10 protein-coding genes are annotated in these 15,086 nt (G+C 56.5%); 7 read left to right on the forward strand and 3 right to left on the reverse strand.

Features of this window, described 5'->3' with window-relative positions; all coding sequences use genetic code 11:
* The first annotated feature begins 133 nt into the window (after positions 1-133).
* The 7 genes from ACIQLF_RS10230 to ACIQLF_RS10260 all read left to right on the forward strand — a co-directional run bounded on the left by ACIQLF_RS10230 (position 134) and on the right by ACIQLF_RS10260 (position 6,689).
* Entirely contained in the window at positions 134-982 is an 849-nt protein-coding gene (locus ACIQLF_RS10230) for an ABC transporter permease (protein WP_400297628.1), read from the forward strand.
* Complete coding sequence (locus tag ACIQLF_RS10235; protein WP_400297631.1) at positions 966-1,862, forward strand: ABC transporter ATP-binding protein; 897 nt, start codon at positions 966-968, stop codon at positions 1,860-1,862. Before ACIQLF_RS10230 ends, ACIQLF_RS10235 begins: the two co-directional genes overlap by 17 nt.
* Positions 1,859-2,905: a glycosyltransferase family 2 protein gene (locus ACIQLF_RS10240; protein ID WP_400297634.1), complete on the forward strand. Its 1,047-nt coding sequence runs from the start codon at positions 1,859-1,861 to the stop codon at positions 2,903-2,905. Before ACIQLF_RS10235 ends, ACIQLF_RS10240 begins: the two co-directional genes overlap by 4 nt.
* Positions 2,902-3,729: a CDP-alcohol phosphatidyltransferase family protein gene (locus ACIQLF_RS10245; protein ID WP_400297637.1), complete on the forward strand. Its 828-nt coding sequence runs from the start codon at positions 2,902-2,904 to the stop codon at positions 3,727-3,729. Before ACIQLF_RS10240 ends, ACIQLF_RS10245 begins: the two co-directional genes overlap by 4 nt.
* Positions 3,730-3,733: 4 nt before the next feature.
* On the forward strand, positions 3,734-4,627 hold the full coding sequence (locus ACIQLF_RS10250; RefSeq protein ID WP_400297640.1) for a glycosyltransferase family 2 protein: 894 nt from the start codon (positions 3,734-3,736) through the stop codon (positions 4,625-4,627).
* Positions 4,628-4,682: 55 nt separating this feature from the next.
* Positions 4,683-5,144: an adenylyltransferase/cytidyltransferase family protein gene (locus ACIQLF_RS10255; protein ID WP_400297643.1), complete on the forward strand. Its 462-nt coding sequence runs from the start codon at positions 4,683-4,685 to the stop codon at positions 5,142-5,144.
* A 120-nt stretch (positions 5,145-5,264) separates the two neighbouring features.
* Positions 5,265-6,689: an SDR family NAD(P)-dependent oxidoreductase gene (locus tag ACIQLF_RS10260; RefSeq protein ID WP_400297646.1), complete on the forward strand. Its 1,425-nt coding sequence runs from the start codon at positions 5,265-5,267 to the stop codon at positions 6,687-6,689.
* A gap of 89 nt (positions 6,690-6,778) precedes the next feature.
* Here the strand turns inward: ACIQLF_RS10260 and ACIQLF_RS10265 are convergent, their stop codons facing one another.
* The 3 genes from ACIQLF_RS10265 to ACIQLF_RS10275 all read right to left on the reverse strand — a co-directional run bounded on the left by ACIQLF_RS10265 (position 6,779) and on the right by ACIQLF_RS10275 (position 14,906).
* Positions 6,779-9,979 carry a CDP-glycerol glycerophosphotransferase family protein gene (locus tag ACIQLF_RS10265; protein ID WP_400297649.1) on the reverse strand — a complete coding sequence of 1,067 codons (3,201 nt, stop codon included), beginning with the start codon at positions 9,977-9,979 and terminating at the stop codon, positions 6,779-6,781.
* A 107-nt stretch (positions 9,980-10,086) separates the two neighbouring features.
* Positions 10,087-11,583 (reverse strand): CDP-glycerol glycerophosphotransferase family protein, encoded by a 1,497-nt coding sequence (locus ACIQLF_RS10270; protein ID WP_400297652.1) that lies wholly within the window; start codon positions 11,581-11,583, stop codon positions 10,087-10,089.
* Entirely contained in the window at positions 11,580-14,906 is a 3,327-nt protein-coding gene (locus tag ACIQLF_RS10275; RefSeq protein WP_400297655.1) for a CDP-glycerol glycerophosphotransferase family protein, read from the reverse strand. Before ACIQLF_RS10275 ends, ACIQLF_RS10270 begins: the two co-directional genes overlap by 4 nt.
* Between the last annotated feature and the right edge of the window lie 180 nt (positions 14,907-15,086).

The raw sequence follows: 15,086 nt of genomic DNA on the forward strand, positions 1-15,086 counted from the left end.
TCTCGATAGGTGCATCGCCGAGAATGCTTAGAAGTCGATCAAGCGTTGAGATATCACGCTATCTACTAGAATCGAAGGGGTCTGCCGCCAACGGTCAGACTCATGATCAGCAACATACGAGGTAAGAAGACACATGACAGCTGCCGAATATGCGGAGCAGCACAACCTGCACAGGGTTGGTGCCCGTCCGGGTCTGGTGAGCTATCTAAAGCAAGCCTGGGCAAGGCGTGACTTCGCCTACGAACTTGCTCGAAGCCGTATACAGGCCAGCAACCAACAGAACCGCTTGGGCATGCTCTGGATTGTCCTGCGACCAACGCTAAATGCACTGATGTACGGTGCCATCTTTGGCATTTTGCAGGGCGGCAACAAGCCGGCCGACTTCCCCGCATACGTTGTCATCGGCGTGTTTCTCTTCGAGTTCTTCACGGATTCAATGAACCAAGGCGCGAAATCAATTACCGGTAATTCGTCGTTGGTGCAGTCTTTGGCCTTCCCTCGTATCACGCTTCCTTTCGCCTCGGTGATACAGCAATTTTTGACCCTCATGCCCATGCTCGGGGTCATGTTCATCTATTGCATGGTTCTTGGAACAACTCCCAAATGGTCGTGGTTCATGCTGATACCGTTGCTGGTCATTTTTACGCTGTTTAATACAGGCGTCGCGCTGATCTGCGCCAGGATTACCGTGCATGTTCGAGACTTCACCCAATTCCTGCCGTTGATTTCGCGAGTACTTTTCTACACATCGGGTGTTCTTTTCGGTGTCGACAAGATCCTGCACGCGTCTCCGGCTCTCGTACGTCTGTTTGATTTCCACCCGCTCTACCAGGCTCTCCAGATCGCCCGTGGTTCAATCATGAACAATGTCGATTACCCTGCGTTTTATTGGATCGTCCTGAGCGTTTGGGCTGTTGTCGCGTTTGTAGGCGGAGTCGTTTACTTCTGGACCGCTGAGGAGCGCTATGGTCGAGTCAACTAATTTCGATGATCTGCTGAACCCCCGATTGCATGAGCCCCACCAGACTCGTGCTGAATTCGAGGGAAACCAGCAGTCCCCGGCTGTGAGCGAGGGAACACCGTTGGCTGAAGCGCCGAAGACCACCGCACTGGAACTGGGCGAGACCCGTCGTCCGGTTGTTGTCGTGGACGATTTGCACGTCAAGTACCAAGTCTATTCAAGCGGAAAATCGGTGGGCACGGCAGGCGCTCGGCGTCTCCTGGCTCCATCGACCCGCGGCATCCGGGAAGTCCACGCAGTCAAGGGCGTGTCGTTTGTCGCGTACGAGAACGAATCCATCGGTGTGATCGGATCCAACGGTTCGGGCAAGTCGACCTTGATGCGAAGCATCGTCGGACTTACGCCCCCGGCATCTGGATCCGTTTATGCGTCATCACGACCCAATCTTCTTGGCGTCGGCGCAGCTTTGATCGCGGATTTGTCGGGCGACAAGAATATTACCCTTGGCGGATTGGCGCTTGGCTACAGCCGCAAGGAAGTTGACCAGCTTCGAGAAGAAATCATCAAGTTCGCCGAACTTGAAGAGTTCATTGACCTGCCCATGCGTACCTATAGCTCGGGCATGTCGGCACGCCTCAAGTTTGCAATTGCTGCCTCAAAACAACATGAAATCCTTATCGTTGATGAGGCGCTGTCTGTAGGCGATGCTCGCTTCCGCAAACGCAGCGAGGCAAAAATCAGGGAAATCAGGGAAAATGCCGGAACCGTTTTCCTCGTGTCCCACTCCATGAACTCAATCCTCGACACATGCAACCGCGTCATTTGGATCAACAAGGGCGTTCTCCAGATGGATGGCGATGCAAAGACCGTGGTCGAAGCATACAAGGCAACCAAGAAGTGACATCAACACAGATGCCCGGGGTTTCCTATGTGATGCCGGTGCTGAACGAAGCCGACTATTTGAGCGATGCGGTTCACAGCATCCTGAACCAGGACTATGCCGGCGACAAGGAAATGATTCTTGCGCTCGGACCCAGCGTCGACAACACCGATCAAGTTGCGGCAGCACTCGCGGCGGAGGATTCCAGGGTCCGGTTGGTTGAGAATCCACGTGGGCGGACACCTATTGGATTGAATCTCGCGATCAAGGCTTCAAAGTTCCCCATTGTCATCCGCGTCGATGCCCACAGCGAGTTGGAACCTTCCTACACGGCACGCGGCATTGAGACCATGTTCCGTGTCGATGCCCATGATGTCGGCGGCTTGATGGATGCGCGCGGAAAGAACCCCCTGCAACGCTCGATTGCTGCCGCATACCATTCCCCTTGGGGGTTGGGCGGAGCTGCCTACCATAGTGGTGCCCCCGAAGGACCGGCAGAGTCGGCTTACTTGGGCATCTTCCGTCGCGAAGTCTTCGACGAAGTCGGGTTCTATGATGAATCCCTTTGGCGTGCTCAGGACTGGGAACTGTGTCTCCGAATTCGCCAAGCGGGACACAAGGTGTGGTTCGATCCGGAATTGCGCACCGGATACTACCCGCGCGACGAGTTCGATGCCTTGGCCGCACAATCCTACGCCTCGGGTGTTTGGCGAGGGGAACTTGCGCGCCGTTATCCCGCTGGCAAATCCCTCCGTCATGACTTGCCGCCGCTTATGGTCGCCGGAACCGCAATTGGATCCCTGGCATTGATCATTGAGCCGTTCCTGGGACGCAAAACCAAGCCAACGGTCCGACTGCTCTGGAAGTTGGCGAAGCTGGCACCGGTGGCGTATGCAGGGCTGGTCGTATATGCGTCGGCCACGGCCACGCGCGCTTCCACCAAGGAAAAGTTCTTGATGCTTCGTGTTTTACCCACTATTCACTTCCCATGGGCGATTGGCTTCGTCAAGGGGCGCCTCAAGGGCGCCCAGGGCACCCTTGACAAGGGGAGGGTCCGCTCATGAGTGACAACTCCACCGCGCGTCCCAAGAATCCGTCACTTGAACAGCTGCGGGCCATTTGCCAACCACCCGAGGTCCGCGCCCGTCGAAATGCCGAGCACTGGACCGCGGAGCTCTACCTCCGCCATATCTCGATCTATCTGACGGCAATATTGGTCCGCACCCGGATCAGCGCCAACGGTGTCACTGGGCTCATGATCCTGGCCGGCTGGCTGATGTCGTTTGCCCTGCTGATCCCTGGAATCTGGGGGCCACTTCTGGCGGTCGTCCTCTCCCAAGTGCAGCTTTACTTTGACTGCAGCGATGGCGAAGTCGCGCGGTGGCGGGGAACCCAATCACCGCGGGGCATCTTCATTGACATGGTGGGCCACCACACGACCGAGGCTCTGATCCCCATTGCCCTGGGTTACCGCGTCTTCCGCGAGCTGAACGAACAAGGGGCCGACGCGTCCCAGGCCTGGCCAACGCTTTTTGTCGCTGCCGTTGTGTCAGTGCTATTGGTGCTCAACCGATCGCAGAGCCTTATGGTTCATGCTGCGCGCGGAATGGCGGGTCTGGGAAAACTGCCCGATACCGCCGAAGCACGGGCAGTCTCGTCAGCAAGTCTCATCGGCAAGCTACGATCCGCGGCTCGGTTCCTGCCATTCCATAAGATGCTGCATGCCGTTGAGCTGAGCTTGGTGATTCTGGCCGTGTCCATCGTTTCTGCAGTCGTGGGTATCCCCGGGTTCGGAGAAAAATGGATGCTCTGGGTTTTGATGCCGGCAGTTGTCCTAGTCAATATTGGCCATTTCGTTGCCACAATGGCGTCTTCGCGGCTGAGGTGACTCGATGAATACTGTGCCTGTTGTTGCACCGACTGTTGGTGTGGTGGTTTTGACCATGGGTAATCGCCCTGTGGAGTTGCGTCGCGCGCTGGAGAGCCTGCTGGAACAGCAGAACGTCTCCCTTGATGTGGTTGTCGTTGGAAACGGTTGGCATCCCGAGGGCCTTCCTGCCGGGGTTCGCGGGCACTATTTAGAAGACAACCTGGGAATTCCTGCAGGACGAAATGCCGGCGTTCCGAAAGTGTCAGGGGAGTTTCTATGTTTCCTCGATGATGATTCATGGTTCTTGGATGACGACTTCCTTGAAGAGGCCATCTCAAGATTCGAGTCACACCCAAAAATGGGTCTGTTGCAGCCGAGGATCACGGATCCTGAGCGGAACGATGACCCAACGCGCTGGATACCTCGTCTCAACAAGCGCACGGCGATGGACTCCAGCAGGGTTTTTCACGTGGGGGAGACCTGTTTGGTGATGCCTCGGGCGATCTTTGACGAGACTGGCGGCTGGGCTGGCGGTTTTTGGTACGCCCATGAAGGAATCGAACTTGCCTGGCGAGTATGGGACACCGGACATTATGTTTGGTATGCAGGTGACATGAGAATCGGTCATCCGGTGGTCGACCCTCGCCGTCACGAAGAATTCTATCGGCTGAATGCACGCAACCGCGTCTGGTTGGCGCGCAGAAACCTGCGGTGGCCCTTTAGCTGGTTGTACGTCAGTAGTTGGGCGTTGTTGGAGTGCATGCGTTTGCGCCGGGAGCCAGGTGCAGTGCGGCAGTATGCAAGTGGATGGCTCGCCGGATGGCGAACTGGTCCTTGGTATGCAATACCCCGACCTAAACTTAGATGGTCAACCCATCTTCGGATGTTGTTGGCTGGGCGTCCGCCCATCATCTGAGGCCCGCGAAAATACGCGAGTTCTTTGTGCCCTACTAATTCCTATGGAGCAAAACATGCCAAAAACTGTTCTTACCTACGGAACCTTCGACCTCTTCCACATTGGGCACTTGAACATCCTTAAGCGCTTGAAGGAAAAGGGCGACCGACTTATTGTTGGCGTTTCAACCGACGAGTTCAATGCGATTAAGGGTAAGAAGCCCATCGTGCCGTTTGAACAGCGCATCGAAATTGTTCGAGCGATTCAGTATGTTGACGAGGCGATCCCGGAAGAAAACTGGGACCAGAAACGCTTGGACATTGCAAAATACAACGTGGATGTCTTTGGGATTGGTGAAGACTGGAAGGGCAAGTTCGATGACCTTAGTGACAAGGTAGAAGTCGTCTACCTTCCACGAACATCAGGCATATCCACAACCGAGATGAAGCGAGTGCTCAGCGCGTTTGATGAACGCCACGTTGCCAAGCTGAAGGACACCCTCGACAGCATCAGCCAAATTGTCAAGGAACTGAGTTAGCACAATCCAGTGCGGCATGAATTGTCCAATTGCAGTGAATCACCAGCAATTCGTCGCTGGCTGATAACCTAGATTGGGCTGAAAATGGCTCATCGGACGTTGAGAGGTACCAACAAACCCATGCGCAATATTGGTGTGATCCTAGCAGGTGGAGTCGGCGAACGGGTCGGTCTGGATATACCCAAGCAGCTCATTAAGATTGCAGGTCGGCCGATCATCGAACACACACTTGCGGTCTTCCAGGAAAGCGACTGCATCGACGAAATCATCGTCATGATGAAGCCCGGATATCTTGATCGCGTGACGGAAATCGTGAAGAAAAACGATTTCACTAAGGTATCTCGAGTGCTGGAGGGCTCGGGGACTCGAAATGACACGACACAGGCTGCCTTGGCAGCGCTTGGAACCGAAGAATGCAACGTGATCCTCCACGATGCTGTCCGACCATTGCTTGCCCAGCGAGTACTTCGGGATGTCGTGGCTGCACTGGAAGAATACGAAGCCATTGACGTAGCGATTCCTTCGGCTGACACGATCATCGAAGTGGTCCAGGGCACGGGGTCCCTGCCGGAAATCGGCAATGTACCTCCGCGAGCGGCTCTCCGCCGTGGGCAAACCCCTCAGGCTTTCCGCCTCTCAACGTTGCGTACGGCTTATGAGGGCGCAAATAGTGATCCCCGTTTTGCGGCCACTGATGATTGCAGCGTTGTGCTCAAGTACTCTCCGAGCGTTCCGATCGGCGTGGTCCAGGGCGAGGAACGAAACATGAAGGTTACCGAGCCGATCGATATCTACATCGCCGACAAACTCTTCCAGCTCTACAACGATGACGGTCGACGGATCCTGGAAGATGAAACCTTGACTACCGCACTGAGCGGCAAGGTCATGGTGGTTTTCGGAGGTTCCTACGGAATCGGTCACGACATTGCACAGATGGCTGCACGTCACGGTTGCATGGTGCGGACTTTCTCGCGTTCTGCCACAAACACCCACGTCGATCGCCGCGAAGACATTGTTGTTGCACACGATGCGGTCATGGCTGAATTCGGTCGAATCGACTTCGTTGTGAACACCGCCGGCGTCCTGCCGCGCGGGCTGCTTTGTGAAACCAGCGACGAATCCGTTTACAACGCGACCGAAGTCAACTATCTCGCTCCGGTCTTCATTGCCCAGACTTTCCATGATTCCTTGGCCAAGACCGGTGGATCTCTTTTGCTATTCACCTCTAGCTCATACACCCGTGGGCGCTCCGGCTACAGCCTCTATAGCTCGGCCAAGGCAGCGACTGTGAACCTGACCCAAGCTCTCGCAGATGAGTGGGCAGAAGAGGGAATCCGCGTTAATTGCGTAAACCCTGAACGTACCAGTACACCAATGAGGACCAAGGCTTTCGGTGCAGAGGATCCCTCGACACTGCTTGAATCGGTTACGGTTGCGCGCGCTTCGCTTGAGACGCTCGTTGGAAGCCGGACAGGACATGTAATCGATGTCCGCCGTGATGACCCGTTGTCCCCTGCTTCATTGCTGGGGCAAGAAGAAGTCTAGAACACCGGCAAGGGCAGCAACAATCAAGCCGCGGGGCCTGGAGTAATCGATTGAAATCGATTACTCCAGGCCCCGCGGCTTTGTATGGTTTAGTTCTGGTGGAATCCGGGGAAATCTTCAAGGCGTGAAATCGTAGTTACGCCCTTTTGCCCTCGTCTGGCGGCTACGGAACCATTCCTTTGGAGCCCCGCACCCTCGTTGCCTTCCGACACGTCCGTGAGCAGCACAAAACGTTGGGTATTTTCAGGGAGTCCGGAGCCGACCAGCGCGGAGCTCGTAGGATCTTGCGAAACCGACAATGCAAAAGCGATTTGCGCATTACCAAGAATTCTCCGCGACTCGCGAGCGAATGAAGCCTCCACGATGTCATGCTGTTCTGCGGTGGAGAGAGTCGTCTGCGAGCCATACTGGTCAAGCAGCCAGCGTTCCTCCAATGACACGACATGGGATCCTGCGCGCATGACTCGCTGGACGTGTGCAGGTAGCGACTCCAGAACGGCCCTGCGTGCAGGATTGTTGATCAGGGCAGCCCTGTCGAAGGTTACCGCAATTCGGTAGGCGGCCTCATCGATGGTGCCGATCAATGTGCATAGTCGTTCGGAGATGGGGCCGGGTTCGAAATCATGGCGGATGAGAATGATGTCGCGATCATCGGCGGGCAAACCGACCACGTGTTCATCGTTTTTACCGAAGAAGAAATCAACGGCTTTGTGGGCCGCTGTGCCGTCTTCCGCGGGAGCAAATTCCTTGATCGCTTCTTCATGCTTGGATTCATCTTGGATTCCTGAATCGATGCCGAGTTCGATGGCTGAAACAAGTTCGCCGATGGTCATGGCGATCTCGCCAGGCATGTGGGCCATGTCGAAGTACAGCCCGCGCTCGGCAGCATACTCAGCCAAGTCGTAGGCATAGAAGACGATGGGCCGGCGCATGGGCAGGAAATCGAAGAAGATACTCGAGTAGTCGGTGATCAGTACGTCTGTCAGGGCCAGGACGTCATAGGTATCTATGTCGGCAGGAACCATGGTCGCCGTGAGCTGGACATTCTTGAGCGCCGTCTCGGCGAGGTGATGGGCGCGGAAGACAATGTGATAGTCGTGCTGGGAAAGTTCATGAAGGTCGTCAACAAGTCGAGACGCATCAAAACTACGGTTCCCGGTCGTTCCACGCCATGTTGGCGCGTAAAAGACGATTTTCTTTCCATCGTCGGACAATCCCAGGCGCTTGAGTATCGCTGCGCGGTCCGATGAACTTTGATTCATCATGCGGTCGATGCGCGGAGTGCCCAAGCGCGCGGCTTTCCCGGTGAACAGGCCTTCAGCCTCGTACCGAATGATCAGGCTGTCTTGCGTGTGTTGGTTCGGCGCCAAAAGATGGGTGCTCTGCAGGAGATTGCGGCTGACGTTTCCGTGTTCCATAAAGCCGGCAACAATGTCTTTGCCCAATGCCTTCAACGGTGTGCCATGCCAGGTGTTCAGATATTCCTGGCCGTCCCTGCGCACAAAGTAGTTCGGGAAGGAAACATTGGAAACCAAGTACTTGGCCGAGGCCAGGTATCGTCGATAAAGCCGCGAGCCGCGTGTCACCAAACTGACGTTGCTATCCAGCATGACATCCTCGGGAACTCGCGTCTTCCCCGTAACCACCCAGGCGAAGCGAAGATGTCCGTACCGTGGATCCGACCGGACGCTTCGATAGATCGCAGCAGGATTACAGTCAATCTTGCTGCCGTGGTAGCTTTCGAACAAGACGACGTCGTCCAGTGCCAACGACTCCGAGTAGTGAACGTACTCGATGGATTCTTGCTGCAATTTCTTGCTGAAGTAGGAATGAGAGCCTTGATCGTAGGCATTGCGCTGCACTTCGGTGCTGAGGAATGACTCCATTGCCAGAGCTTCGTCACCGGATGAAAGGTAGGCCAACGCCAGGTGGAAGTACCATTGCGGATTCTGTGCGGGATCTTGGCGGGTTGCGGCGCTCAACGCCGTGATTGCGGAACCGCTCAGCCCCAAGGCTAATAGGCGAACGCCGGCCTTGAAAAGTTCGTTGGGGTCATGACGTTCCAGCAGAATCGAAAGGTTGTCCTGCAGAATGTCAGCTGCTAGGCCGTCGACGACGGGTGAGGCGGCACGATCACCAAACGTCTCCAATTCGCCGGAAATCTCGGGGTGTGCCTTCAGGAAAGCGGCGATGGCTCCGGAGGAGTTTCCAAGCATATGCAACGTGTATGCGTGCCGGTAGATCCACTGGGGGTTCGCGGTAATTGAAAGTGTATTGGCCGCATCGTAGGCTTCCGATGCGCCCTTGAAGTCCTTTTGTCGTTCGAGACTGAGTCCGAGGAGATAGAAGTGCTCTGCTGAACTCGGGTCACGACGCAATGATGCGCCAAAGGCTTCCTGTGCAGTGGCCCAGTTGTTGATGCGCATATTCGCGATGCCTTGCATGAAACGCAATCGAGGCTGCTCGGGCCAAACTGAAGCGAACGCGTCGAACAAGCTGGCCGCATTCTCCCACTGACCAAGATCGGCGAAGTACGTTGCTGCACCAAAATTGTCTTCGTCTCGATTGGTTGGATCAACCGTTTCCCGAGCAACAGAGCGGACCGCTTCGTGATTTCCGGCAAGGTGGTTGGCGAGAGTTAGGTAATGGGCGATCGCAACGTCATGGGAGCTCATGGCCAGTGCTGCGGAGAACTTCGCGACGGCTTCCGCAGGTGTCCCGTTCTCCAGCAAAGCCACACCGTGGTGGAAAAGCCAGTTTGAACCTTGTCGGTTTGCTTCAGTGGAGTGGGCGAAGAATTCCAAGCGTGCAGCCAGCGAACCGGACCTTAGGATGCGTTGTGCTTCCGCGGAGAAGCCATCGTAGGGATTTGAGGTGGCGAGTGGCATAGCCAGCGAAGTCGCTGACGAATGAGCGATTGATCCCGTACGCTTTCGCAGCTTGGCAATACGTTTCTTCAAATCGCCGTTGGCTGGTGCCAACTCCAAGGCGGTTTCGTAGACAAGCAAAGCACGCAATGGTTGACCGTTGCGTTCATTCAAAGCACCCAGCCGCAAAAGCCACGCAGGCACGGAAGGATCGAGCGAGACAGCATGCTCCGTCGATGCCAGGGCTTCGGGGAACTTGCCAAGTTGGAATTGAGCATTTCCAAGGTAGTAGTGCGACTCTGCACTAGGTGATTGGCCTATGGCACGTTGAAAAAACCGTTCGGCGTGTTCCCATTTGCCGGCTCGTGCGTACAGGCGGCCGAGCTGAACTTGCAGGATTGAACCTGGCGATTGGTTCTTCATTGATTCTCCAATTATCGGAAAAGTAGAAAATTTTGATGTCTGGCTTGACTGCGATCCGCAAGGCTTTATGTTTCTTGCTTCTCGATGCCTAATTTTGTAAGCCGGATTTAGCCGTCCACAGGGGGAGTGCGACACAATATGTCGTCGACTGCGCCGGCGAACCGTTCACCGGAAATGTCGGCAACGTAACGGGTGGCCTCCGATGTCCTTCGAGCAGCCATCGGATCCGTATCCAGCATTTGGTGCCAGACCAAGGAATCGGGCGACGTAGCTAGATAGGTTGCCCGTGTACTCGGATACTCATCGTGATACCTGTCGATATCATTCGCATCCACCAAGACCGTGACCGGCTTTTGCGTGGGCAAGAATTCGACAATCATGCTGGAAATATCGGTCAGCAACGCATCAGACTGGTTGAAAAGAACGTGCAGTGACTCGTTCGAAGCTTCGGACGATTGCATGTGCTTGGCACCTGCTGTCTCCAGGAGCCTGTCGATTTCGGTTACAAGGCCCTGATCAGGAGCACGTGTCAAGCTAAAAGGGTGCGGGCGGAAAATCACGCGCATTCCACGATTCAGGCAATCCTGGACAAATGGCAGGGCACGATCCAATGAGCTCAAAGAGCTGGCCTTGTTGTAGCCCGACCACGTAGGCGCATACATGATGGTGGTGATTGGGCCGTGTCCGGTCGTTGGCACGATGTCGGCAAGTTGCGGGCGGCCTACGATGGCAGCTTGCCCTTTATCGAGGGGGATATTCTGTGCAACGTAGCGATCAAGTGCGGCCTGCCCCGAGACAAATACCGAGTCATACATGCGATGCACCGGGTGCGCCGAGATTTCCTTGTCGGAGTCTCCATGACCCAGATAAACGTGATGGAGCGACCTGTAATTGACCACCGTGGAATTGCTGCTCACGGAGTTAACGTAAAAGACTATGCGAGCCCCTGAATGCATGACATGATCCAGGTCTGCATTCTTGGGACAAGAAATAATTGGAGTTCCGACCGGTAGCGCCTTGGCCAAATATGCGGCCGCGCTCGCATGCCGCGTCACGATGAGAACATTCTTGGTTGACTTTTGGATCGTAGGCAACCATTGGAGGATTTGGTACGGGCCGCCGTCACTTCGGCCGGTGTAGATAATACTCTCGGGTTTCAGCTGGCTGATAGAGTTCCCCAGATCGGATTGAAGCCTGGGAATCGCACGTAGCCACCCCAGCACCCGGAACCCGAACAACATGGTGGTAAGGGCGGCAATGGCTGCTGCCCAGAGATTGGCTACAGCGATGGTGCCAACGAAGAGCGCGGTGGTTCCGAGCATGCAGAATACTCCCACGGCCATCGTGAAATGGCGCGATTTCTTCTTGACAGTTGGCCGTTGCGGAAGCCCAAGTCCATAGGAACGTGGGTATCCCGGGAAGGACGCGAGGACACGCAATCCTGGCAACGGCGACACCGCCATGAACCAGCATATGAAAACCAAGATGCTTTGGAACAGGCTGCCGTCCAAGTGCCAGAAAACGAGAGCTTGTGCTGCTGCAAAGGGCAGCGCGAAGAGCAGCCCAAGCGCCACGGCTTTCACCGCATTTCGAAGGGTTTTCATGAGGCTGGGACTCCAGGGCGGGCCAGAATTCTCTGGCGTGCGGTCCCGAGGAATCCTTCGACATAACTTTCAGCCGGGAAGCTGCCCAAGTAGTAGTCCTTGACCCCTGAGCGAAGCGACGCCAGCGGATCAGTTTCCAACAGGCAATCCAAGACCTCCGGGTAGTTCCCTAGAGATTCCTGCAGAACATAGCCGCTGGCGGTCGCCGGCATGCTCTGGTGCAGGCCGGCTTCGTCGGTTTGCACCGCTACCACGGCAAAAGGCTTTGTTGAATACAGGAAATCCGAGACCATCGCCGACACGTCGGAAATCATGGCATCACAGGCATTGAAGCACTCGACGAAGGACATTTGTGTTTCCGCTGCAGCTCCATAGACATGTTCACGACCTGAGACTGACGCGTCGGCCTTCAGCAGTTCAATAACGTTGCGGATCATCTGCACGGCATCGGGGAAGTTGTAGTTGAACGGGTGCGCCCGGAAAACCACTGTGCAGCCTCGCTCCAGAAGCCCAGCCACGATTTCCTCGCCCTTGGGTAGCGAATAGACTGCGGAGTCCGCATACGGTCCGCGCCAGGTTGGCGCATAGAGGACCGTACGCGCTGGCTCGGTACTTGTGGATTGTTGGATCTCTTCAACCTGGGGGCGTCCAACCACGGTGAATTTTTCCACGGGGATATGAACACCATGGCGCTCGTACCGGTCAATGCCGGCTTGTCCCGCGGCAAAGATTTCATCATAAATAGCGTGCACGGGGTTGAAGCAGGCCGGTTTTTCCGAATCACCATGGTTGAGCCAAATGTGGTGCAGTTCTCGGCGCTCGATCAGATGCGTGTTCTTGACAGCGTTGTTGACATAGAAGGCCGTGGTTAGACCTGGCACCAGAACCGCTTCCAATGAACCCAGGGATTTGCGGTAGATGACCGGTGCATCAGTGACCTTGGCGGCGGCCCGCATCATCTTGAGATCGCGGGTCACCACAATGTAGGGCAACCCGATGCGGTCAAGATATGGAACCCACATGCCTAGCTGGTAGGAGACGCCAACGTTCGAACCGAAATACACGCAGAAGCGCGGTGCCACATCGGCCAGCAGCTCGGGCAACTTCGATTCGAGAACCAAATTGATGTAACGGCGGCGCAGTCCTGCAATCAGGACGTAGGCGGTCACGGCGAAGGATACGGCGCCCAGCACGGCCAGTACCGTGTCGGCAGCGGGAACCAAGTAGCTGAGGATCAGCATCGCCAGCAGAACCAGCGCGCTTAGCATACCTGCCCATCCGCGGGAGAAGGGCAGGGGTCTTGCCTTCTCGGTCCCCGGAAGATTCATGGATTGAAGGCCGTCGGCCTTCCACGCGGCAGCGACCTGGCCTTCCAACGAAATTGCGAGAAACACCAGGCCCGCGCCAACGGCTGCGGATACGTCGTGGGACGCCGCCAAGAGTTCCACTGCCAGCGTTGCGGCAATGGTCGCACGTGCCGGCGCCATGGCCCCGAGGGCACGGTTCATTGCCGGCTTGCTGCGCCAGCCCCGGCGATTGGCATACAAGAAGAACGCGATTGCAAGTACGGCGGGTGCCAAGAACCAGAGGCTGCGGAAGTCAGTTACAGCTGCAGCAGTCAAGGCAAGAGCCGCGAAAACGTTGGGAAGTATCTGCTTGATCAAACCCAGGAATGCATTCCTGACGCGCCCTCGCGGCGCGTTCGCAGTCATGGCGTTGGCGTCCTGGCCCGCACGTGGGGCGGCCGCTTTGCCAACTTCAGGAACCGTCGAGCCGTCGGCTTCCACCGGGGCATCGCCTTCCGATTCAGTTTCGGATGAATCGACTGAAGGTTCGGCCGAAGCTTCGTCGGCATCGAATTCGATGTTTGCCGCCAGGTGCGAGCCCTGTTCAATGGTGAGCCGGGCCTGGCCGATGAATGCTTCGGCGTATTCTTCGCGCGGGAAATCACCCAGGTAGTCGACGCGCAGATCCTGGCGCTGCCCATACATGGGATCGGTTCCCAACATGGTGTCAAGGACATCATCCAAAGCCGAAAGCGAAGCGTCAAAAACGTAGGCTGCACGCGCAATCGGGTATTCGGTGCTGAAGTCCGCCACCGGAACGTTGACCGCAACCATGGCGAATGGTTTGCCCGAGTACAGGTAGTCGGAAACGACGCTGGAGACATCGGAGATCATGGCATCGGATGCATTCATGCAGCCGATGATGTCTAGTTCCAATTCCGCGGCAGCTCCCCAGAGGTGGTTCTTGCCGCTCGTGGCAGCGTCGGCGCGCAACAACTCCTGGACTTCGGCGATGATCGCAGCGTCCTCGGGGTAGTGGTAGCTGAAGGGATGCGGGCGGAAGATTACCCTGCTGCCGCCACTGAGCAGGGAGCTGACTATGCCCTTGGCCACGGGGATGGAGTGCAGGAACGTTTCTTCCACGTGCCCTCGCCAGGTCGGCGCGTAGAGAACCGTCGGGTTTGCGGGAACACCCTGCCCTGCCACCGTGACCGATTCAAGCTGAGGGCGACCGACAATGTCGAACTTGTCCTGGTCGATGATCACGCCATGGTCGGCGTAACGGCGCGTTGCGGCCTTCCCGGCCGCATAGATTCGGTCGTACATGGCATGCGTTGGGTTGTAGGAGGGCGCCTTGTCCGAGTCGCCGTGCCCCAAATAGACGTGCGTCAACTGGTTGTAGCGGACCATGGCACCGTTGCCGGAGGAGGCATTGACGTAGAAGACGGTGCTGAGTGAAGGAACGATGAGATCATCGAGCCCGGCAAGGCGTTTGCGCATGATGATGGGCGCATCCGTAATCTCGGCCAGAGCCTGGGAAGGGACCTCGGCCCGCGTGATGATGATGAACTTCTTGCCGGTCCGCTGCAAATAGGGCAGCCACATGGCCACCTGGTATGAGGCATCATCGGGGCGCGCGGTATAGATGGCAAACTCGGGGGCGTAGTCGGCCACCAATGTGTTGATCTTGCGCTCAGTGCGCATGTTGGCGCGGCGTCTGCGCACAACGCTCAGCGCCCGAACCGCTGTCAGCGAAACCACAAGAACACCTGACAGCAGCCACCACACACTGGAGAGGCCCATCACTCCGGTTGCCGCGCCCACGCCCAGATAGAACAGCTGGCCCAGCGCAATCGTTTTGTTCATGCGCAGAACTCGAGGAGGAGCCGTGACACCTGGCATGTTCAAGACCGAAGGTCCGCCGCCAAGTCCAATGCGGCGAAGCACCTGCTCACCCACAATGGCCACCATTCCGGCAAGGATTGCAAGTGCCACGAGCGCGATCTCGTCGACGGAGTCGGCCTTTGCAGCGACCAAGATGCCCACAATAGTGAGGAACCCGACCCGTACGGGGGTGAATTTTGCGAGGCCCGGAGTTAGGGAGGCTTTGGGCACCAGGAAGATCAATCCACAGAGGGCGAGCCATGAGGTCAGCAGCAACCATTTCCACAAATCATTGTCGGCATGTCGAATCCCGCTATAAGTTGTGATGCCGAG

This window comes from Paeniglutamicibacter sp. NPDC091659, from assembly GCF_044756805.1.
GTDB lineage: Bacteria > Actinomycetota > Actinomycetes > Actinomycetales > Micrococcaceae > Paeniglutamicibacter.